This is a genomic window from Paenibacillus sp. JNUCC-31 (assembly GCF_014844075.1).
Taxonomy (GTDB): Bacteria; Bacillota; Bacilli; order Paenibacillales; family Paenibacillaceae; genus Paenibacillus.
The window spans coordinates 4775769-4798134 of the sequence record NZ_CP062165.1; the positions used below are offsets into that span (position 1 = coordinate 4775769).

General features: G+C 49.0%; 16 protein-coding genes. 13 read left to right on the plus strand and 3 right to left on the minus strand.

All coding sequences use genetic code 11. The annotated features are described in order from the left end of the window. Window positions 1-41: 41 nt before the first annotated feature. From JNUCC31_RS20690 to JNUCC31_RS20725, 8 genes are all read left to right on the plus strand, one after another. Window positions 42-4523 (plus strand): GH32 C-terminal domain-containing protein, encoded by a 4482-nt coding sequence (locus JNUCC31_RS20690; protein ID WP_228469145.1) that lies wholly within the window; start codon window positions 42-44, stop codon window positions 4521-4523. A gap of 37 nt (window positions 4524-4560) precedes the next feature. Further along, window positions 4561-6225, plus strand: a complete 1665-nt coding sequence (locus tag JNUCC31_RS20695) for a glycoside hydrolase family 172 protein (RefSeq protein WP_192264228.1) — start codon at window positions 4561-4563, stop codon at window positions 6223-6225. Continuing rightward, window positions 6222-7646 (plus strand): glycoside hydrolase family 32 protein, encoded by a 1425-nt coding sequence (locus JNUCC31_RS20700; RefSeq protein WP_192264231.1) that lies wholly within the window; start codon window positions 6222-6224, stop codon window positions 7644-7646. The genes JNUCC31_RS20695 and JNUCC31_RS20700 overlap by 4 nt, the downstream gene beginning before the upstream one ends. 345 nt (window positions 7647-7991) lie before the next feature. Continuing rightward, window positions 7992-9803, plus strand: a complete 1812-nt coding sequence (locus JNUCC31_RS20705) for an ABC transporter substrate-binding protein (RefSeq protein ID WP_192264235.1) — start codon at window positions 7992-7994, stop codon at window positions 9801-9803. 89 nt (window positions 9804-9892) lie between these two features. Next, entirely contained in the window at window positions 9893-10903 is a 1011-nt protein-coding gene (locus tag JNUCC31_RS20710) for an ABC transporter permease (RefSeq protein WP_079349874.1), read from the plus strand. Window position 10904: 1 nt separating this feature from the next. Next, window positions 10905-11741 carry an ABC transporter permease gene (locus JNUCC31_RS20715; RefSeq protein ID WP_090893845.1) on the plus strand — a complete coding sequence of 279 codons (837 nt, stop codon included), beginning with the start codon at window positions 10905-10907 and terminating at the stop codon, window positions 11739-11741. 4 nt (window positions 11742-11745) lie between these two features. Then, a complete protein-coding gene (locus JNUCC31_RS20720; protein ID WP_192264238.1) occupies window positions 11746-12888 on the plus strand; it encodes an ABC transporter ATP-binding protein in 1143 nt (380 codons plus the stop codon). A 60-nt stretch (window positions 12889-12948) separates the two neighbouring features. Continuing rightward, complete coding sequence (locus JNUCC31_RS20725; RefSeq protein WP_062320810.1) at window positions 12949-13749, plus strand: ABC transporter ATP-binding protein; 801 nt, start codon at window positions 12949-12951, stop codon at window positions 13747-13749. A 280-nt stretch (window positions 13750-14029) separates the two neighbouring features. On the opposite strand, the gene JNUCC31_RS20730 is transcribed toward JNUCC31_RS20725, so the two are convergent. Then, window positions 14030-14302 (minus strand): HU family DNA-binding protein, encoded by a 273-nt coding sequence (locus JNUCC31_RS20730; protein ID WP_053783990.1) that lies wholly within the window; start codon window positions 14300-14302, stop codon window positions 14030-14032. A gap of 74 nt (window positions 14303-14376) precedes the next feature. After that, window positions 14377-14577, minus strand: a complete 201-nt coding sequence (locus JNUCC31_RS20735; protein WP_062320808.1) for a cold-shock protein — start codon at window positions 14575-14577, stop codon at window positions 14377-14379. A 206-nt stretch (window positions 14578-14783) separates the two neighbouring features. Here JNUCC31_RS20735 and JNUCC31_RS20740 point away from each other — a divergent pair, with 206 nt between their 5' ends. Next, window positions 14784-15674: a tyrosine-type recombinase/integrase gene (locus JNUCC31_RS20740; protein WP_228469765.1), complete on the plus strand. Its 891-nt coding sequence runs from the start codon at window positions 14784-14786 to the stop codon at window positions 15672-15674. A 66-nt stretch (window positions 15675-15740) separates the two neighbouring features. Here JNUCC31_RS20740 and JNUCC31_RS20745 read toward each other — a convergent pair whose 3' ends face one another. Further along, window positions 15741-16262 (minus strand): hypothetical protein, encoded by a 522-nt coding sequence (locus JNUCC31_RS20745; RefSeq protein WP_192264244.1) that lies wholly within the window; start codon window positions 16260-16262, stop codon window positions 15741-15743. Window positions 16263-16475: 213 nt separating this feature from the next. On the opposite strand from JNUCC31_RS20745, the gene JNUCC31_RS20750 reads away from it, so the two are divergent. From JNUCC31_RS20750 to JNUCC31_RS20765, 4 genes are all read left to right on the plus strand, one after another. After that, complete coding sequence (locus JNUCC31_RS20750) at window positions 16476-18095, plus strand: response regulator (RefSeq protein WP_192264247.1); 1620 nt, start codon at window positions 16476-16478, stop codon at window positions 18093-18095. Then, window positions 18092-19909, plus strand: coding sequence for a cache domain-containing sensor histidine kinase (locus JNUCC31_RS20755; RefSeq protein ID WP_192264251.1), 1818 nt, complete (start codon window positions 18092-18094; stop codon window positions 19907-19909). Before JNUCC31_RS20750 ends, JNUCC31_RS20755 begins: the two co-directional genes overlap by 4 nt. After that, a complete protein-coding gene (locus JNUCC31_RS20760; RefSeq protein ID WP_192264254.1) occupies window positions 19896-21122 on the plus strand; it encodes a substrate-binding domain-containing protein in 1227 nt (408 codons plus the stop codon). The genes JNUCC31_RS20755 and JNUCC31_RS20760 overlap by 14 nt, the downstream gene beginning before the upstream one ends. Before the next feature lie 127 nt (window positions 21123-21249). Then, the gene (locus JNUCC31_RS20765) at window positions 21250-22311 is read left to right on the plus strand and encodes a galactose ABC transporter substrate-binding protein (RefSeq protein WP_076290272.1); all 1062 of its coding nucleotides are present in this window, start codon (window positions 21250-21252) and stop codon (window positions 22309-22311) included. Window positions 22312-22366 lie beyond the last annotated feature (55 nt).

Sequence of the window (22366 nt, forward strand, 5' to 3'; positions counted from 1 at the left end):
TCGATGTTTTCTGAATATGAAATCATGGAGGAGGATCTTGAATGAGGAAAGTAATAACAAGGGAAACCTGGATCTCAAGAATGGTCATATGGGTAATGGTTCTCCAGCTTGTTGCTCCAGGAATATCGGTTGCAGCCGAAGTTGGAGTGGATGCTCGGGAGGCGTTAACCCCTAAGGCTAACGAGGGGTTGTCAGTTACGGATACAGTCTATCAAATCCAGAATCCAAGCTTCGAAACCGGGGATATGTCAGGCTGGACGGTTGTCAGAGGCCAAGCGTTCGGTCAGGACAGCGTATCGGACGAAACCACTTGGTGGGCGGAACAAATTCCGTACAACCAGGAAGGGACCTTTCATTTAAATGGCTGGCAGCATGACGAGGCTGCGACAGGTGTGCTTCGTTCCAGCACCTTCGAGCTAGGCGGCAGCGGCTGGATCAGCTTCAAGCTTGGCGGTGCGAAAAATCCAAACAAGGCATATATAAATATCGTGGAAGCCGAGACGGGGCAAGTCATTGCCCGGTATGGCAATAGCGCCTTCGCTGACGTTGGCTTCCCAAATCCCGATCAGGGCTTGCGGCTTGCCAATATGGAGCAATATAAGGCGGATCTTTCCGAATATTTGGGCAAAAAGCTGTATGTGGAGATCGTTGACAATGCAACCTCGGATTGGGGCGTGATCTTTGCGGACGCCTTCTTCATGTACCATGAAGCCGAGCCGGCCGGAGGAATTGCCGCCACGGATATCAAGCCGGATTTCAAACGCTATCAAATCGAAAATCCCAGCTTTGAAACAGGGAATTTAACAGGCTGGACGATTGTAGAAGGTGAGGCGTTTGGTCCGAACAGCGTGTCGGACGAAACAACCTATTGGGTTGAAGAAATCCCGTATAACCAGGAAGGCACTTATCATTTAAACGGATTGAAGTATAACGAGGCTGCGACAGGTAAGCTTCGTTCCAGCACCTTCGAGCTGGGCGGAACAGGCTGGATTACCTTCAGATTGGGCGGAGGCAAGCATACGGATCAAGTGTATGTGAGCGTCATCAATGCGGATACAGGTGAACTGATTGCCAGGTACGGTAACACCGAATTTAACGAGTCGGGGTTCCCGGATCCGGCACAGGGCCTGAGGCTCGCGAATATGGAGCAATATAAAGCCGATCTCTCCAAGTATATCGGCAAGAAGCTGTACGTGGAGATCGTTGATAATGGGCACTCGGATTGGGGAGTAATCTTTGCGGACGCCTTCAACACCTTCAATGAACTCGTACCGGAAGAAGGAGTTATGGCAGATAACATTATGCCGACTGAAATCCAGAATCCCAGCTTTGAAACCGGAAATTTAGAGAACTGGACCGTTGAAGGCAACGCTTTTCAAGTGAACAATGAAGCTCAAGCGGGTAAAGAAGGCAACTATTTTGCTAAATCCTCCTTGGAAGGACAGGGCTCGATTATCTCTAGCACCTTCACGCTTCAGGGAACCGGGACTATTAACTTCACTGTTTTGGACATTGTCAATCCGCAGCATGCCTACGTCGCATTATATGATGCCAGTACTGACACGTTGCTTGAGAAGACCGGGGAAGTCAGTACGAATGAGAAGATTTCCTGGAAAATGCAGCAGTATTATAACAAGCGGCTTTATATCAAAGTTATCGATCAATCCAATCAAGCTCGTATTTCCGTTGATGCTTTTCAAGCTCATGGTGCGGGTACCATCTTTCACATGAGTCTTGATGAAGACGGAGGAAGAAAGGCGCTTGAGAAAGTAAGCAATATTGAACACGATGTGAACTATGTATTTAACAACGCCAGATACATGGACTCCAAGGAACCGAGATGGACTCCGCGCGGAGTAAAAGGCGGCGCCCTGCTGTTCGATGGATACTCAAATGATATCGAGGTCAATGCAAAGAATGCCGTTCCTGTAAGTGACGCGTTGACGCTTGAAACTTGGGTCGCGCCGCGCAGCTACGAATGGGGAGACGGAAACAAGCTGTCTGCTATCGTGAACCAGTCCGATCAGGATAAAGCGGAAGGCTTCGCGCTTGGCATGTACCGGCACGGCACATGGTCGATGCAGGTCGGGATCGGCGGCCAGTGGATTCAGGTATGGGTAAAAGATCATCCACTCGAAAAGTACAAATGGAATTATGTGGCGGCTACGTTCGACAAAAAAGATGGAATGATCAAGTTGTACCTGAACGGTGAGGAAGTGGCTTCCCAAGCGACCCCTGTCAACGTTCCGATCACACCCTCTACCGAAAACCTGATTATTGGTAAACATAATAAACCGGTAGAGTTGGCGGGGTTGTTCTCTTACAATATGTTCTCTGGACTCATTGATGAAGTGAAGCTGCAAAACAAAGTCCTCACTGATCAGGAGATCCTTGCTGAGTATGAGAATGTGAAGTCGCTTCACGGCGGTTCGGTCCCGGAAATTCCGAATGGCGATATTGATGAGGACCCAAGTGTGTTTGATGGTGATCAGCATCGTCCTCAGTACCATGCGATGCCTCCACAAAACTGGATGAATGAAGCGCATGCGCCGATTTATTATAACGGCAAATACCATTTGTTTTATCAGCATAACCCGCAAGGTCCATTCTGGCATCAAATCCACTGGGGACATTGGGTGAGTGACGATATGGTACATTGGGAAAATGTGAGGCCTGCTCTTGCCCCCGAAGCAGGCACCCTGGATCCGGACGGTGTATGGTCAGGCAGTGCAGCGTATGATCGAGACGGTAATCCTGTTCTGTTCTATACCTCCGGCAATGACTCCCTGTCGCCGAATCAAAGAACAGGGCTGGCGACTCCGACAGATTTGTCTGACCCCAATCTGGAACAATGGGTGAAATATCCTGATCCGGTGACGGAGCAGAACGGGAATGGCATCCATAACGAGTTCCGCGATCCGTTCGTCTGGTATGACGAAGAGGTGGATAAGTGGTATCAGTTAGTGACATCCGGTCTTCAAGACTTCAGCAGCGGCACAGCTTTGGTGTATGTGTCCGACGACATGTACAACTGGGAGTATAAGGGGCCTTTATTCGTTAGCGACAGAAGCCTGTATCCGGAGCTCGGTACGGTATGGGAACTGCCGGTATTGCTGCCGTTAGGCAAGGATAGCGCTGGCAAGCAAAAGTATATTTTCATGATCAATCCCCATGAGAAACCGGAGCAAGTGCCTCCAGCGAACGATGTGCAAAGAGATGTTGAGGTCTTTTATTGGATAGGTACCTGGGACCGGGATCACTTCAAGTTTATTCCCGACCAAGAGGCACCCTCCAAAATGGATGTGGGCGATGGCTATTTAACTGCAGAGAGCGGTATGGTCACACCTGACGGAAGAACGGTCGTTTACTCCATGGTGCAAAATGTAAGAACGCCGCAAGCCGAATACCAAGCCGGATGGGCGCATAATTTGGCATTGCCAGTTTCACTGAGCCTGGATGAGCATGATCAATTGCGTATTGAACCGATTCAAGAATTGCAGAGTCTCCGGGGAGATAAGGTGGTTGATTTCTCGGACAAAAATTTGGCGGCCGCTAATCAATTGATCCACAATGTCAAAGGCGACATGCTGGAGATTGTGATGGAAATTGATCCGGGCGAAGCCCAGAAATTCGGTCTCAAAGTGCGGCGCTCCGATAATGGCCAAGAAGAAACGCTGATTTACTATGACAAGACAAACGGGACCTTTAATGTAGATCGGACAAAAAGCAGCATTGATCCGGATGTACGCGTGGATGGCATTCAAGGCGGTTACGTGGATTTGGACGGAGAGAACCTGAAGCTCCATATTTTCCTTGACCGTTCGGTTGTTGAAGCCTTTGCCAATGACAAAAAAAAGCTGACAACCCGCGTCTACGTAGGCCGATATGATTCCTTGGGCATGCAGATTTGGGCCGACAACGATATTACGGTCAAGTCGATGGAAGTATGGGAGATGAACGCTTTAACGGGTGAACCGGCTGCTCCGGTCGATGTGCCTGACAACTGGGACAACTCCGTGTATACCGATATTACGGAGCTGCCAAACCATGATTTTGCTACAGGAGATTTGACAGGCTGGATTACGGAAGGAGACGCCTTCCAGGATGTCCATGTAACCGATGCCCAGTTTTTCTGGGATACGATTTATTTTAATCCGTCGCATAAAATTCCGGGTGGCCATCACTTATGGGGCTTTAATGAGGAAGCTGGCGGTGACAGCTTGATGGGAACGCTAAAAACACAAAACTTCGTCCTTGGCGGGAATGGCAAAATCAACTTCCTTGTCAGCGGCGGCCGTGATATAGATAAGCTCTATGTTGCGCTGGTTCGGGCGTCAGACGGCAAAACGTTATTTAAAGAGACAGCAACCAATTATGAGGAGTATCAACGGAAGATTTGGGATGCGTCGGAGTATATCGGCCAGGAGCTTTACATTAAGGTGGTTGATCAATCCACAGGCGGCTTTGGACATATAAACGTTGATGATTTCAATGTACCGGTTAAGGTGCAGAATCCGACTTAATAAGATTAACAAATAACGGGTAAGAGGAGCGCCTGGCATGAATCGAACGGAGCAGCAGTTCCATACCTATCAAGACCTCATGAAGCGATTATATGATCTTGAATCGCTAGCGGTACCGCCGCAGGCTGGAGAGAAATCGGGATGCTTCTCAAGTTTTGACCGAAACTCTATTTATAATGCCGAGACGGGCTTATACGAGAATTGGGGAGCCAATGATGATGGAGGAGGCTTCATTCGCAAGGAAGGAGAAAGCATCGTCGCCATGGAACTTGACGGTCCTGGCGTGATCTGGAGATTCTGGTCTGCACTTCCTGAAGACGGGCATATCCGGATTTATATTGATCACGCCGACACCCCCGTGATCGATCAGCCCTTCCGGGATTATTTCGATAAATTCAATCAGGAAGGGCCGCCATCCAATTTTCCGAATCTGTTTCCTATTTTGTCCCGCGGAAGAAACTGCTTCATCCCAATCCCCTTCCAAAAACATTGCAAGGTGTTGCTGGATAAAGGTTGGGGAGCCTATTATCACATAACCTACACCATCTTCCCTGCCGGGGTCCAACTGCCGTCCTTTAACGGTAGCATCGATAAGGAATCGGCTATTGCACTGGCCGAAGCAGACCGGATTTTGCAGCAAAGGGGAACGTACTCGTTTATGAAAAAGGAAGGGTCCTCCGCCGAGAGCGTTACGGTATCCGTACCGGCAGGCGGCAAAGCGTTGCTTTTGGATAAAAAGGGGGCTGGCGCTATTTCCATGATTCGGATTAGGACAGACCTTGGACGAAAGAGCGAGGAACAGCAGCGGATCTTGACCAGGCAGTTGGTCATCTCGATGAGATGGGACAATGAAGAAGCTCCTTCCGTATGGGCTCCACTGGGTGATTTTTTTGGAAGCGCACCCGGGATCAAGCCGTACCGAGCCCTGCCTCTGGGCATGAATGAACATGAAATGTACAGTTATTGGTACATGCCGTTCTCGGAAGGCGCGAGGATCGAAATTGAAAATGATGGAGTCGAACCGTGCGAGATAGCGGCTGATATCCGGTATACTCCCTTAACGACATCTCATACGGACGATCTCCTACGTTTTCATGCAAAATGGCACCGGGATGATTATCTGTATCTGGATACGGGCCGATTCAAGGAAGGCGGGGATCGTTGGCCGGATTGGCCTCTGCTGCTAACGAAAGGCCGGGGAAGGTTCTGCGGCGTTCATCTGCATGTGTACAATACCTGGGAGAAACCAGATGAGGAAGCCGAAACATGGTGGTACGGGCGATGGGATCGAAAAACGATTGATTGGTGGTGGGGAGAAGGAGACGAGAAATTTTTCGTGGATGGCGAATCCTTTCCGTCCACGTTCGGAACGGGTAGCGAGGACTATATTGGCTATGCCTGGGCAGCCGAGCCGCCTTTCCCGATGTTTGACAGTGCTTTCGCCAGTCAGCCGTTTATCGAGTTGGATGCAAACGGGCATACCTCGGTTAACCGATTTCATATTTGTGACAACGTTCCCTTCATGGACTCTTTCGAAGGATTTATTGAGAAATATAAAGGGAATCAATGGGGCCCAAATAATCAATGTTTGTATGCAGCCACTGTTTATTGGTATCAGGAACGAGGCACAAGCGATGCGTACATGCCTGTTCCGGTGAATGAGCGCTTAGCTACTTTAACCATTAGGAGAGATGAAGGATGAGGGAGTTTTTCTACCGGCCGGCTAACGCCTGGGTCGGAGACGTTATTCCATATTATGAAGACGGAGAGTTTAAGTTATTTTATCTTCACGGATGGAGGGATAACTATCGTGAGGGCCTTGACCACGGCTGGCATCTTGTCGGAACAAAGGATTTCGTGAATTATCGGGAAGAAGGAGCTTGCAAGATCGAAGGCGGCACCGGTCATATACTGAAAGTGGACGGTATCTACCATATGTTCTACTGCATATTTCCAGAAGGCAAGCAGCTGGTATGTCATGCGATCAGCAGAGACTTCAAGACTTGGGAAGCGATCCCTGAGGATACCTTTGGGGCTGATGACCGCATCTATGAACTGTCTGATTGGCGTGACCCCTTCGTATTCTGGAATGAGGAGGAAGGTCAATACTGGATGCTGCTCGCAGCGATGGCGAAAGGGCCAACCAATCGAAAAGGATGTACTGCACTGCTGTCATCCAAAGATCTTCAAGCTTGGGAGTACCGCGAGCCCCTGTACGCACCGAATCTGCACGTAGGGGCTCACGAATGCCCCGATTTGTTTCGGATCGGGGAGTGGTGGTATTTGATCTACTCCTCTTATACCGGGCGATTTGCGACCTTTTACCGGATGAGCCGTTCCCTGGATGGCCCATGGATTACCCCAAAGGAGGATACTTTCGACGGACGGGCTTTCTATGCGGCCAAATCCGTGGATGACGGGCAGAAACGCTACCTGTTCGGTTGGAATCCAACGAAAAATGACGATTTATTCGGCTGGAATCCGCCGAAATCCCTTGGCAAGGATTACGATACCTGGGACTGGGGCGGGAATCTGATCGTGCATGAAATCGTTCAGCGTCCCGATGGCAACCTCAGCGTAAAGGTACCTGAAACGGTCGATGCCGCATTTACGGATGGGTTTCCTATACATCTCAATGGAATTGCAGGAGATTGGATCCATTTGGATAGCTCGCTTTCCTGCGAGTCTCTGTATGGGTTTGCCGGCTGCACGAGCCAGGAGGATTTGCCTGATCAATGCAAGATATCTGCACACGTCTCATTTTCCGGGGAAACGCAAGGTGTTGGGTTCATGTTACGAACAGAAGACACTTTGGATGCAGCCTATTACCTCACATTGGAACCGCAACGAAACCGTATTACCTTCCGGGGGGCGATAATGCAGTCGGAAGAGGGCGGGAAAACGTTCCCTTATGAGGTTGAACTGGAACGTCCCGTTCAGCTTGTTCCCAATCATCCTTATGAAATTAAAGTGTTTATTGACGGAACGATCTGCGAAATGTATGTAGATGATCAAATTGCAATGAGCGCCAGAATGTATGATATTCATCGAGGGAAGCTTGGCTTGTTCGTTAGCCAAGGTAGTGCCCAATTCAACAGTGTAAAAATCACAATCAGAGAGTAGGATTCCCGGTGGTATAGACCGATAGATTGGTCGACGAAATATTTCAAAGTCTAGCTGATGATTTGCAAAAAAAATTCGGCTGGAAGACCGCACACAGGCGGTCGTCTTTGCCATACGTAATGGATTCGTCAAGTAAACCGTTCTTGATCTAATGTGAAGTAATAAATAATCATAATTCAGCAGATAACCAGCTGCTTCTTGCGGAGCTGGTTATTTCGTGTGTCCGTATAAATAATGTCTCAAATTTGAGAAAAGAGATGGAATGTTTGGTGTGAGATAAGTCATAGAATAACTTTAAGTAAGCGCTTCCAATAACATCAATATGAATTCACGGAGGGGTTCAGAATGCGATTTAAGAGAGCTGCCACACCGCTCGTCGCTCTGTTCATGTCGGTCACATTGTTTGCCGGATGCCAAAATGTTCAGCCACCATCCGTAAGTGAACCACAAGGGACGGTGGATACACCGACCACGACAACCCAGAATGAACCTGCACCACAGACCAACAAAGAGACACCACGCAATGAGACCTTGTATATCAACGGGCTGCAATGGGGACCACCAACCAACTTCAATCTGCTGAGCGGAAATCCTGCATTTCCTGTGAATTACGGCAACTCCAGGGAGTTGGTGTACGAGACGCTGTTCATGGTGAATCAGCTGGACGGCGGCCTTGAACCGCTCTTGGGCAAGTCGTATGAATGGACGGATGAAACCACACTGCGCATTGAGCTGAATGCGGATGCGAAGTGGAGCGACGGGGCGGCTTTTACAGCAGATGATGTTGCATACACCTATGAACTGGGCAAAAAATACGATATCAATTGGAGCAGCTTCTGGACCTACATCAGTGAAGTGAAAGCGGATGGAGCGCAGGCTGTGGAAATCAAGCTGAACCCTGATAACCCAAACAAGCTGACCGTACTGGATAGCATTGAACTGATTCCGATGCTGCCGAAGCATATCTGGGAAGAGATCGAGAAGAAGAACAATAATGATCTGACCGCGATTCGTAAAGAGGTTAATGACAATCCGGTGGGTACCGGTGCGTATAAGCTTCATTTTTACAATGACCAGAAAATCACAATCATCCGTGACGATAACTACTGGGGGCAAAAGTTGTTCGGCAAGCTGCCTGCACCGAAGTACATCACCCATGTAATCTACAAGGATAATGCCGCAGGTGATCTGGCGTTCAAGAGTGGGCAAGTGGACGTCTCCCAGCAGTTTATTCCGCAGGTGTGGAAGATGTGGGAAGGCGGAGCTGCCGTTAAAACGTATTTGAAGGATGCGCCGTATTATCTGCCAGGTTCCATGCCAAGCATTTTCTTCAATCTGTCCAAAGCCGGACTCGATAACGCTGACGTTCGCCGTGCAATCGCCATGAGCATCAACTATGAAAAAATCTCGGAGCTGGCCATGAGCGGATATTCCGCACCAATGCAGCCTTCCCTGACCTTGAACTCGGACGCCGAGTCCAAATATATTGACCAGGACGCCATCAAGTCGTTGCAATGGACGATGGACATTGAAGGAGCCAACGCCCTGCTCGACAAGATTGGAGCAAAGAAAGGCAAAGATGGCATCCGCGTTCTTAACGGCACACGACTTGGACCTTTCGAGATTGAATGTCCTTACGGTTGGTCTGACTGGAATGCTGCTCTGGAGATCGTAGCACAGAGTGCCAAGGCGATAGGCATTGAGATTCGTACCAAATTCCCGGAATCCCCAGTATGGACCAATGATCTGCAAACCGGCAAATTCGATATCATCATGAACACACCTGCGGGCGGGGTCAGCCCAAGCCAGCCGTGGAATCGTGCAATGACGATCATGTATTCCAAAGGGGTTGCCCCAATGGGCGAGATGGCATTCTGGAACTGGGGACGTTACCAGAATGACCGCGCAGACGCCATCATCGAAGAGATTCCATCCGTGTCCGACGAGGCGAAGCTGAAGTCACTGTACACTGAACTGAATACCATCTGGCTGAAAGACATCCCTTCCATTCCGCTGATGTACAGACCATGGGTGTTTGACACCGTGAACGAATCGGTCTGGAAAGGCTTCCCGACCGAAGGCGATGGCACCAACATTCCGCCGCAAATCTCGATGGACGGCGCAGGTATTAAGGCATTGTATCAGATCCACAATTAAGGAACTCATATTGAATCAGGATACGATGAAGTAACATGCCACTTCAGACATAAGGCCCTTATCCGCTAAACTTGGGGGTGCTAAATCCTATGAATGCCTATTCCAGATATGTCGCCAAAAAAGTATTCTGGTACGGCCTGACCCTGGTCATCGCCATCGGACTGAATTTTATTTTGCCAAGATTGATTGAAGGTAACCCGGTGAGCATGATCGCTTCCAAAATGACGTCAGGGATGACCGACTCGGATTCCATCAAGCGGGTGTATGAGACGTTTACGGTTGAATTCGGCATTGATCAGCCGCTATGGACCCAATTCGGCATCTATTTAAAAAATCTGTTCACAGGCAATCTGGGTACGTCTTTCGGATTGTACCCGAAACCTGTGACGGACATTCTGGCCTCCGCCGTCCCGTGGACGGTGGGGCTTCAACTTCCGGCCATCCTGGTCGGCTGGCTGATTGGCAATTTGCTCGGCGCCATTGCGGCGTACCGAAAGGGTGTTTTTGATAAAGTGCTGTTCCCGGTCGCGCTGTTTATCAATTCCATTCCTTTTTTTACTCTGGCTATTATTATGCTGTATGTCTTTGCCTTATCACTAAAATGGTTTCCGTTGTCCGGGGGATATGACTTCCAGATGGTGCCGCAGCTAAGCTTCGACTTCATTATGTCCGTGGTTCGCCACCATACCTTGCCGTTCCTCTCCATCGTGCTTGTGACCATTGGTGGCCAGGCCATTGGCATGCGGGAGATGTCCATCTATGAGCTGAATTCAGACTATGTGTTATACAGCAAACTGCTGGGTATTCGCGACGGCCGAATTGCGCGTTATGTGTTCCGTAACGCCATGCTGCCGCAAATTACGGGGCTTGCGCTCTCCATCGGTACGATGGTCGGAGGATCACTCATCTGTGAGATTGTCTTCAGTTACCCGGGCATCGGCACATGGTTGTTCACGGCCATAAGGCAACTGGATTACCCACTAATCTCGGGGTGTACGCTGTTGATTGCCATTGCTGTATTACTTGCCAATTTTACCATTGATGTCATCTATGGCTTCATTGACCCGCGCATCAAGGCTGCTCAAATGGAGGAACAATGATATGAAGCATTCGATCTCTATTTTGCTGAAGTCACCCAAATTCATGATCGGTGCGGTGACTTTTGTCGGCATGCTGCTCCTGGTTACGATCTATCCGCTTATCAACCGCAGTGATCCCCTGGAGATGATTGCGATGGCATTCCAGCCGCCGGGTGATGGCTTGCTGCTGGGATCGGACAATTTTGGACGGGACATCTTCCTTGAATTGATGTATGGCATCCAAACGTCCATACGAGTGGGACTGATTGCGGGTGTGTTTGCGACTGTTATTGGACTCGTTATGGGCCTGGTGTCTGGTTATATCGGAGGGATGCTGGATAACTTTCTGACGGCGATCACCAATATTTTCATCGTTATTCCTTCGTTTATCATCCTGATCCTGATCTCGGTCAGCATTGATTCACGCAGCTCTTTGGTGACGGCAATTATTATCGGGATAACCAGCTGGCCCTGGACGGCCCGGGCTGTGCGAGCCCAGACGACATCTCTGCGTAGCCGGGATCATGTGCACATTGCGAAAATTTCGGGACACAGTACACCGCGGATCATTATCCATGAGATTTTGCCGTATATCGCGTCTTATGTAGTGATGGCTTTTGTGCTCCAGACGGCCTCGGGCATCCTGTCCGAAGCTTCCATCTCGATGCTGGGACTGGGACCATATAATACGATCTCGCTCGGCATACTGATGAACTGGGCACTGGTCTTTGAAGCGCCAGTAGCGGGGGCGTGGTGGGCGTTCATTCCTGCAGCGCTGGCCATTGCCGTCATTACCTTCTCGCTTTATCTGATGAATACGGGCATGGACGAAATTTTCAATCCGAAAATAAGGAGCTAAGACCATGAACCAACCTATACTTCAGGTCAGCGGTCTCAAAACCTATTACCGTACCCGGCTCAAGGAGAACGTCTTTGCTGTCGACGGGGTGGAGTTTGGACTGAACGAGGGGCAGACGCTGGGCATTGCAGGGGAATCGGGCTGTGGCAAATCGACGCTGGCACTCAGCCTGATGGGCTTTTATTTCCCGCCGCTTCATTATGGCAGTGGTTCGATCCGGATCAATGGTACCGATATTATGCAGCTGAACAAAGAGCAGCTTCGTTCGCGCATTTTGGGCAAGGAAATTGCCTATATTCCGCAGGCCGCCATGAATGCACTGAACCCAACGCTGCGGATTATCAGGTTTATTGAAGATATCATGAAGGAGCATCGTCCCGAGATGAAGCGGCCGGATGTACGGAAGATGGCTACCGAGCGATTCCAATCCCTGAATCTGTCGCCGGATGTGCTGGATATGTATCCAAATGAATTGTCCGGCGGCATGAAGCAGCGAACGGTCATCGCCATCTCAACAATTCTGAATCCGAATGTGCTTATTGCGGATGAACCTACTTCGGCACTGGACGTCACTTCTCAGAAGGCAGTCATTCGTCTGTTGAAGGATTTGTTGAAGCGTAAAGTCATCAAATCATTGGTGTTCATCACGCATGAGCTGCCGCTGTTGTACCATGTCACGGATGAAATTATGGTTATGTATGCCGGGGAGATTGTGGAACGAGGCACAGCAGAGCAGATGATTTTCAATCCGTTGCATCCGTACACCCGCAAGCTGATGGGCTCCATCATTGTGCCGGAAGAGGGCATGAAGGAGCACAAGCTGGCGGCCATTCCCGGTGCACCACCGAATCTGAAGAATGTGCCGGAAGGCTGTCGCTTCGCAGAGCGCTGTACACTGGTGACCGACGAGTGCCGCCAGGGCAAAATCGAGAACATTCACGTTGATGGGCGCATATATCGCTGTCTCCTGACCCCGGAGATGCTGGAGCAGATCAGGGAGAAGGAGCAGGAGCAGGACGATCACGTAGAACAGAAGCCCGTGAACGAAGAGTCACAGGAAAAGGAACAAAACCAGGAGGAGAACGACTCACACAAAGAAGATGTCCGAGATGATCAAGCTGATACAGACGATATCGCAGACCGATGAAATGATTCTTTCTGGGCGTAAATGGCTCGGATCTAGGCTCCCCGAAAGGAGTGAGGTAGTATGGCGATGGGCAAGGTGCTGATCAGCGGCCGCCATCTGACCAAGGTGTACGGTACAGGCAATCGCAAAAAGGCAGCGGTGGACGATGTCAGCTTTGATTTTCATGAAGGGGAGATTATCTCCATTGTAGGAGAGAGCGGCAGCGGCAAGACGACACTTGCCAAAATGATTATGGGATTGCTGAAGGAAACGGGCGGGGCAATAGAATACGATGGCAAGCCAAGACAGTTGAAGCGGTATCGTGAACGTAAAGCGTATTGGAAGGATATCCAGGCCATTTTCCAGGACCCGTTCTCTTCGTTCAACGTATTTCACCGGGTGGAGAAACTGCTGGTGGACTGTATCAAACTCCAGGGACTGAAGCTGAACAAGGATGAGGAATATGCCAAAATGAAGGAAGCCTGTTCCTTCGTCAACCTGAAGTTTGAGGAATTATACAATAAATATCCGTTTGAGCTGTCCGGTGGACAGATGCAGCGGCTCATGATTGCCCGTATTTTCATGCTGCATCCAAAGGTGTTAATTGCCGACGAACCGACGTCCATGGTGGACGCATGCTCTCGTTCAACCATTTTGGATATGCTGCTGAAGCTTCGTGACGAGAACCGTATGACCATTGTGTTTATTACGCACGATGTGGGTCTGGCTTATTATGTGAGCGACACGATCTGTATTATGGAGCATGGACGAATGGTGGAGGCAGGAAGAGCCGAGGAAGTCATTCATCATGCGGAGCATCCCTATACCAAACAATTAATCAATGACGTACCCAAAATTCATTCTCCCTGGGTGCTCGATTGACTCAAATTACACAAATCAAGCCCTGGACCGTTTTGAGCGGAACAGGGCTTCTTATTGTCCAAGATGAAAGGTTCGTTTTAGCGAGTGGGTGGTTGTGGCGTCTGTGCAGACTCTGCTGATGGGGGTGTTGAATGGGTGTGATCTTCCGCGTTATTCTGGTTTGTCTGCTTGCCCGAATAAAAGTTAATGATATCATCAACCGTAGAAAACACGACATTTACATCAAAATGTTCGTTGTGTGTTTGAATAAAAACCTCTTTTCCAATCGTGTTGTTGCTGTTTAGTTCAAAGCTTCTTTCATCGTTAATCCTGCTGTAAATACAGGTACCTTACCTGCGGGAAGTTGAATTTCTTTACCGGTTCTCCGGCTTTTGCCCATACGTGCTTCACGATTACGCACTTCGAATTTTCCGAATCCAACCAGTTGAACTTCTTTGCCTTCTTTCAAAGCTTCCAAAATGGAATCCAGTACAACGGTTACTGCTTTTTCAGCGTTCTTTTTGGAGAATCCGCCGTTTTTGGCTACTTCTGTGATCAATTGTTCTTTATCCATTTGTCATACCTCGCTTTTCGTTATTGGATGAAATAAAACAAAAAGCTGCCTTGTACAAGGCAGCCTTAATATAATTAAACTTTAGTAACGTTCTCAGCCTGTGGACCACGGTTACCTTGAGTTACTTCAAATTGAACGCGTTGTCCTTCGTCCAATGTTTTGAAACCGTCGCCTTGAATTGCACTGAAATGAACGAATACGTCTGTTCCTTCTTCAGTTTCGATAAAGCCAAATCCTTTGTCCGCGTTAAACCATTTCACTGTACCTGTTTGCATGTAGTTCCTCCAAAAAATAAGTTTTTAAACGACCATTTTGAAAAGGGTTAATTAGAAATTAACGCTAATCAGGTATATTCAAACCCACAGACTTGATGTCCGCTAATGTATCGATTAATATGATAATACCATGTCCGCTAATATAAGTCAAGATTTGGAGGTTTTTTCTATTGGATAAGGGATCTGGTACTTCGCTACAAGGGGAAATGGTTGTTCAGGAATTCATATATATGCTTACAATTCAGGGAGAATTGACTCCCAAAACCTTGAAGGAATACGCGAGTGATTTGAAACATTTCACTGAATGGTATAAGGGAAACGATACTCGAAGTGAAGAAATTTCGTTTCGAATCGAAGACGTGGATACATCGACTTTGGTCAATTACCGGGAAGATTCAGAAAAGGTATTGCAATTGAAACCATCTACCATTAATCGCAGATTGATTACACTCAAGCGTTTTTTCAAGTGGGCGGTAGCCGAATCCAAAATCAACCTGGATCCTTCCAAACCTCTGAAATTCATTCCGGAAGACAAGGTCAGCCCCCGCAGGATGACAACTGCTGAGGAACAATCATTCCTCTTGGCGGTCGAAAACGGCAACTCGCTTCGAGACCGAACCATCCTTACCCTCATGTTTCATACGGGTTTGCGGACGATGGAGGTATGCAACCTCGCTCCCGGTGATATTGAATTAGGGAAACGAAGCGGACAACTCACGGTGAGGGCCGATAAACGAAACGGTCAACGGAAAATCCCGCTGAACATGACATGTATTGCTTTGTTGAAGAGGTATATGGCCGGTCTCGCACCGGATAGCCCTTACCTGTTTCCTTCGGAGAAAACCAGTGATCGCTTAACAGAGAGGGCGCTGCGCCATTTGATCAAAAAAGTGATGACTACAGCCGGGCTGGAAGGGCTAAGTTCCCATGATCTGCGTCATCGGTTTGGATACGCCATGGCCGAGCATACACCACTGCATCGCTTGGCAGAAATGATGGGGCATATCAATCCGGATACCACGATGATTTATGTGAAGGGGTTAAATGCCAATTTATCTTTGTCAGAAGAAGAGGATGGAGAAACGGAACCACATTAAAGTACATGCAGCACTCTTTATGAGGGATTACGAATGGATATAGGATCAATGATGCCCTGACCCACTTCAAGTGGATGAGGGCTGTTTGGTTATCCAAGAATGACGTACATCCCATTCAGGTTTGTTATTTTCATTGATTTGCAATCCTGATGTGATAATGGCGTAGGTTCCATCATGCTTTTCCCAAAAAAGTATCGCCTTTGTATGATCGGGATGTAAAAGCAAGGCAGGCATGATATCTCCGGTTTCCAGCATGGTTCTTCGTTCGTTACTGTAATAGGCAGCGATGAAGGAAGAGTGCTCTTGATGGGGAAGGCTGTTTAATGAATCCTCCAAGCTGTAAAACAGTTTCCAATCAGTTATATTCTCATTTTCACTGTTCTCATTTAGAGTGCTACGTATTGCCTCTATTCCTCCGCTCCATGATGTTGTTAACTTCTCCTGAAGTTCATGAGGTTGGTTCTCCCAGCGTGAAGACTCGGTGGATGTTTCTAATCGATCGGTTCGAATTGTCTCCGTGATTGCACCGCTGCAAATTAATATTGCGGCAATACCGGTCGTTATCATTCCGGATTTCAAGTAATTCATCAGTTAATAGACTCCTATTCTATTTCATAATTAACTCCTTTCTATAATTTACCATATATTTGTTTGTGAGTGCTCACATCAATCTTATCACCTTAAAAGTAAGCGATTACATAATTAAATTTATATTGTATATTATGATGGCAACCTTGGATCGTATCGACATATACATTATTGCTTGGGCTTATGGCCCCTTAAATAAAGGAGGAATCTGACGTGTACCGGGTATTGCTGGTGGATGATGAAGAGGATGTACGCGAAGGGTTGGTTGTAGAGGTGGATTGGGAAGCACTCGATCTGCGCATAGTTGGTCTGGCGGAGAATGGACGTGAAGCACTGGAGATGGCAGAACGAGTGGAGCCGGATATTGTGGTAACGGATATCAGCATGCCATTTATGGATGGACTTGAACTTGCCAAAAGGCTGAGGGAGCGAAATCCACTCGTAAAAGTGGTGATTTTGACTGGATATGATGAATTCGACTACGCCCGGCAAGCAGTCTCGCTGAGTGTGGATGAATATTTACTGAAGCCTTTCTCGGCGGGACATTTAACAGAACTGCTTACAAGATTGCGTGCGCAGATGGCGGCTGAAGTGGCCGAACGAGAGGATGTACAGCAGCTGCGCGACCATTATTATACAAGCCTGCCCTTGTTACAGGCGGACCTGATGGCCACTTTGCTGCATCGGCAAAAATCACCGCAATATATTCATGGCAAAGCAAAGCAATGTGGCCTGGATCTGCATGGTGAGCGCTATGGTGTATCCGTATTGACCCTGCATATGGACGGAGACCAATCCGGGGATGTGGAGCTGAAGCAGTTCGCTGCGCTAAACATTGCCGCAGAGGTATGGACGGAACACGGGGCCGGACATGCTTTTATGCATCAGGAGACGATTGTGCTGCTCTATGTAGATCGGTGGGGTGGAGAAGACGGGGAGAAACGACAGCAGCAGGCGCTGGAAAATGTAATGCGCAGCATCAATCACTATCTGCGTATTCCTGCCACTGTTGGATCGGGCTCGATCGTGAACACACTGGCAGGTGTGAAGCATGCCTATGAGGATGCACTACTGGCACTGGATTATCGGCTTGTCCCGGGGACCGATCCTCTTATCTATATTGCAGATGTGGAGCGGCAGACGGCGGGCAAATTGCGTTTTGACGAGTTGAAGCAGCAGACGCTGACACGTTGTCTGAAAGCGGGTACGCAGGCGGAGCTGGAGGACGCGCTAGAGATCATTTTCCGGGAAATTACGGTGGAGCATGGGCGAAGTGACATTCAACTGTATCTGATTGAAGTTTTAACGAACGTTTGGAAAGCGGCCCAGGCATCGGGTGAGGCCATGGAGGACATTTTTGGGGCAGGGTTCCAGTTGTATGCCGATTTGTTCCGTTTGCCTGGGTTGTCTGAGGCACAGGGTAAGGTGCGGGAGGTCTGTCTGCTCGTTCAACATCGCATTGCCAGCGGAAGGCAGCATGTATACAAGGATATTGTGGAACAGGCGTTGTCGTTTACCAAAGAACACTACGCCGATCCGGATCTGTCCATTCAGAAAGTATGCGGGCATCTGCATATCAGTTCGGGTTATTTTTGTGGCATTTTCAAAAAAGAAGTACAGCTTACCTTCCTGCAATATTTGATGCAGATCCGGATGGAGGCGGCGAAGGAATTACTTCGATCCACAGAGATGAAGTCGTTTGAGATTGCAGGGCAGGTAGGCTTCGCGGAACCGAATTATTTCAGTTTTTGCTTCAAAAAACATATCGGCATCTCGCCCAAAGAATATCGCAAAATGACTGCACTAACAACTAGTGAAGGCTCAAGCCGATGAAAATGTCTGCCGGATGGATAAAATCCCTTTGGCTCAAGCTTCGGTCCAGGCTGCGTTCATCCAGGGTCAGCAGCATCCGCTTTATTATTACGTGGTCCTTCTCCGTCTTCATTGTATTGGTGCTGACCATCATGGCGATGCTGCTGCATGACAAATTCACGCAGGCTGCGGAGCGAAGTGCGGAGCTGACGACGAGACAGATCGTGGATCAGGTCAGTTACAATCTGGAGGATTATGTCCGCAGCATGTCCCATCTGTATCGAGCCATCGAAGAGCATATGCTGCGGGACGGGACTTGGGAAGGGGAGCAGGTAGACAAACAGCTTGACACACTGCTTAGCAGCCGTGAAGATATCATCTCTATTACTTTGCTGGATTCCTCAGGGCAATTACTCAAGAACAGACCCTCCGCCGAATTAAAGTCGAGTGCCCATGTGACACAGCAAGGGTGGTTTCAATCTGCGCTCCGAGTGCCGGATCACCTTAGTTTCTCGCTGCCTCATATCCAGAACATGTACACAGGCCCATACACATGGGTCGTTTCCATGAGCAAAGGCATTACCGTACGGCAAGATGGTCAGGATCGACAAGTAATTCTGCTGGTCGATATCAACTTCAAACAAATGGACGAACTGAGCCGCCGGGTCAGTCTGGGGCAGCGGGGATACGTCTACATTATCGACGAAAGTGCAGGCAATATCGTATACCATCCGCAGCAGCAATTAATGTACATGGGGCTCAAAAGTGAAAATATCGAACAGGCGCTGGTGGCAACCGGCAGTTATGAAGATGAGGCGGATGGGCAGAAAAGGCTGAATACCGTCAAGTCAGTCGCCAATATTGGTTGGAAAATCGTTGGTGTGGCCTATCTGGATGAGATCATGACAACCCGCCAGGAGGTCAATGGATACCTGATTCGGGTACTGCTGGTTGTATTGGTATTGGTCATCCTCGTTTCGCTGTTTCTCTCTTCCAGTCTGACACGTCCGATCCGGCGCATGGAACGAAAGATGAAGGCGGTGGAGCGAGGGGATTTTAACGTGGAGCTGCCCATCGAGGGGCCGTTGGAAGTGGAACGTTTATCCCGCCGCTTTAACCTGATGGTCTATAAGATCCGTACCTTGATGAGTGAAATCATTCATGAACAGGAACAGAAACGACGTCTCGAACTGGAAGCTTTGCAGGCTCAGATTAATCCGCATTTCCTATATAATACGTTGAATTCGGTCGTGCGTATGGTGGGCATGAGCCGGAATGAGGAAGTCATTACGATGATTACTTCGTTATCCCGATTGTTTCGCATCAGTCTCAGTCAAGGGAAAACGATTATTACGGTCAGGGAAGAACTGGAGCACGCCCATCATTACCTGACGATTCAGCAGATGCGGTTCAAGCGGAAATTCAATTTTAGCATGGATGCGGATGAGGACACGCTGGACTGCCTGACACTTAAGCTGGTGCTTCAACCGCTCATTGAAAATGCCATTGTGCATGGCATTGAGTATCAGATGGACGAGGGGTGCATTGAGATTCGTGTATACCGGGAGGACGACAAGCTGGTATTTCGTATTACGGATAATGGGGTCGGCATGACGGAAGAACAGATGTCGAGACTCCTGGTGGGCAGTCCTATCGTGAAAAGTGGAGCAGGATCAGGTGTAGCTGTACGCAATGTGCATGATCGGATTCAGCTCTATTATGGCGAGGCTTACGGTCTTGAATTTGATAGTGAACTGGAAGAAGGCACAACCGTCTGGATTCGGATTCCGATTCAATGGGAACGAGAGGAGGATGATGCTCATGATGAACCATAAAGATAACAGCACGTGCGCCAAGCGAACCAACATGGTGACGACGACCAACAGAACGGATTGGATCGGGTATGTGGGAATGAGAATGAAAATCCTCTTCCGCTCGGAAGTCGACCAAGGGGGAGTCCGAGTTCTTATGCTTCGTTTAATGGCAATGACAGCAGTAATGTGCTGCATCTTATTATGTATGGCGTGCAGTATGTCGAGTACGGATTCAGCTGGATCGTCGCCGCGTATTGCAATGATTACACCAGCCGGAACAGGTGAATTGGCGGAGGCGATAAGGCTTGGGGCTGAAGCAGCTGCCAAGGAGGCGGGGGCGGAGCTGATTACGGTGGAGGCCTTCCCATCCGCAGGGGTTAATTACGCACCATCTAACCCCGACTTTACAGCAGGACAGCGAAAGATTAACCAAGAGCATTTGCCAAATGGGAATTATCCACTGAGCGAACGTGAACAAGCTCAGGTCGATGCCGTATCGCTGGCACTGGAAGAGGGAGCCTCGGCACTGTTGATTGATCCCTTGAGTGAGAGGGCACTCATAGAGATTATCCAGAAGACCCAAACAATGAATGTCAACGGAGCGGTCATCCCCGTGATTGTGCTGAACGATGAGTTTCCTGTAAAAGGTATAACAAGTGTCATCTCGATGGATAACGTCGAGGCTGGACGGCAGGCGGGCCAGGCTATGGCTGATCTTCTCGGAGGACGAGGACGTGTAGCCTTACTGGGTCCTGATCCGGTAAACCCGGGTCTGATTCACCGGGAGCAAGGGGTGGAGGAATCACTGGCCCAGTATCCGGGCATTCATGTGGAGCCACCATTCGTATGCAGCACCCGGGATGGCTGCTGGCAGGCGGCGAAGCAACTGCTGGACCAGCAGAAGGTGGATGGCTTCATTGCCCTGCAGGAACCTGCTTCTCTGGGAGCAGCCGATGAACTGAATCGGCGTACGTTGGGGAACAACGGGATAAAGGCAAAGATTGTGGGATTTGGCAGTGAGCAGCAGCAGCTGGAGCAGTTGCAGGAGGGTAAAATCCAACACTTAATTGTACAAAACGGATTCAGTGCAGGATATCTTGGTGTGAATCAGGCCGTTGCGAGGCTGAACAATCAACAAGTGCAAGCGAGGGTGACGCTGGAAACGAAACTGGTCAGTACGGACAATATGTTCTGGATGGATAATCAGAAGCTGCTGTTTCCTTTTGTACAATGAAGACAGGAAAATAATTGAGGAAGATTTTGATAAAACAGAGGAAGATATTGTATTCGAATTATTTGTAAACCCTTTCATAATAAAGACATCGGTAAAGCCGAATGAACTTGGGGGAGGTCATTAGGATATGAAGAAAACGTGGATGACATTGTTGCTTACAGCGTGTATGGTTGCGGCGGCGGGGTGCAGCAGTGGCGGAGACAGCGCAGGCGGAAGTACAGGAACAGATACAGGAGGTCAGACGGCCGCAGGAACGGAAACGCCGAAGATTGGCGTGGCGATCTATAAGTTTGATGACACGTTCATGACGGGTGTACGGAATGCAATGACGGCAGCAGCGGAAGGCAAAGCCACACTCGATATCGTGGATAGCCAGAACGCACAGCCGACTCAGAATGAGAAAGTCGATCTGTTTGTATCCAAGAAATACAACGCAATGGCCGTGAATCCGGTTGACCGGACCGCTGCAGGAGTCATTATTGACAAAGCCAAAGCGGCCAGCATTCCAGTTGTCTTTCTGAACCGTGAGCCGGTTGCTGAAGACATGAACAAGTGGGATAAAGTGTATTACGTTGGAGCCAAGGCGGAAGAGTCCGGCACGATCTCCGGTCAGCTCATTGTGGACTACTGGAAGGCCCACCCGGAAGCAGATAAAAACGGTGATGGTAAGCTGCAATACGTCATGCTGAAAGGCGAGCCGGGCCACCAGGATGCTGAGCTGCGGACTAAATATTCCGTACAGGCCATCCAGGATGCCGGTATTGAAGTGGAAGCGCTGGCGGAAGACACGGCGATGTGGGATCGGGTCAAAGGCCAGGAGAAAATGCAGGCGTTCCTTGCCTCCCACGGAGACAAAATTGAAGCGGTATTGGCTAACAACGATGACATGGCACTTGGAGCCATTGAAGCGTTGAAAGCAGCCGGATACTTCAAAGACGGCAAAACAATGCCTGTTGTCGGCGTGGATGCAACGGCTCCGGCCATTCAGGCCCTTCAGGACGGAACGATGCTGGGCACGGTGTTGAATGATGCCAAGAACCAGGGCGCAGCAACGGTTGCACTCGCTTCCGTACTTGCGAAAGGTGAGACGCCAACGAAGGAAAACACGGGTTATGACATTACGGATGGCAAGTACGTCTGGATTGCTTACAAAAAAATTACGAAAGACAACATTGCCGACGCCCAATAACAGCAGCAAACAGGGACGTCCTTCATGAGATGGCGTCCTTTTTTTGCCGGGTTTA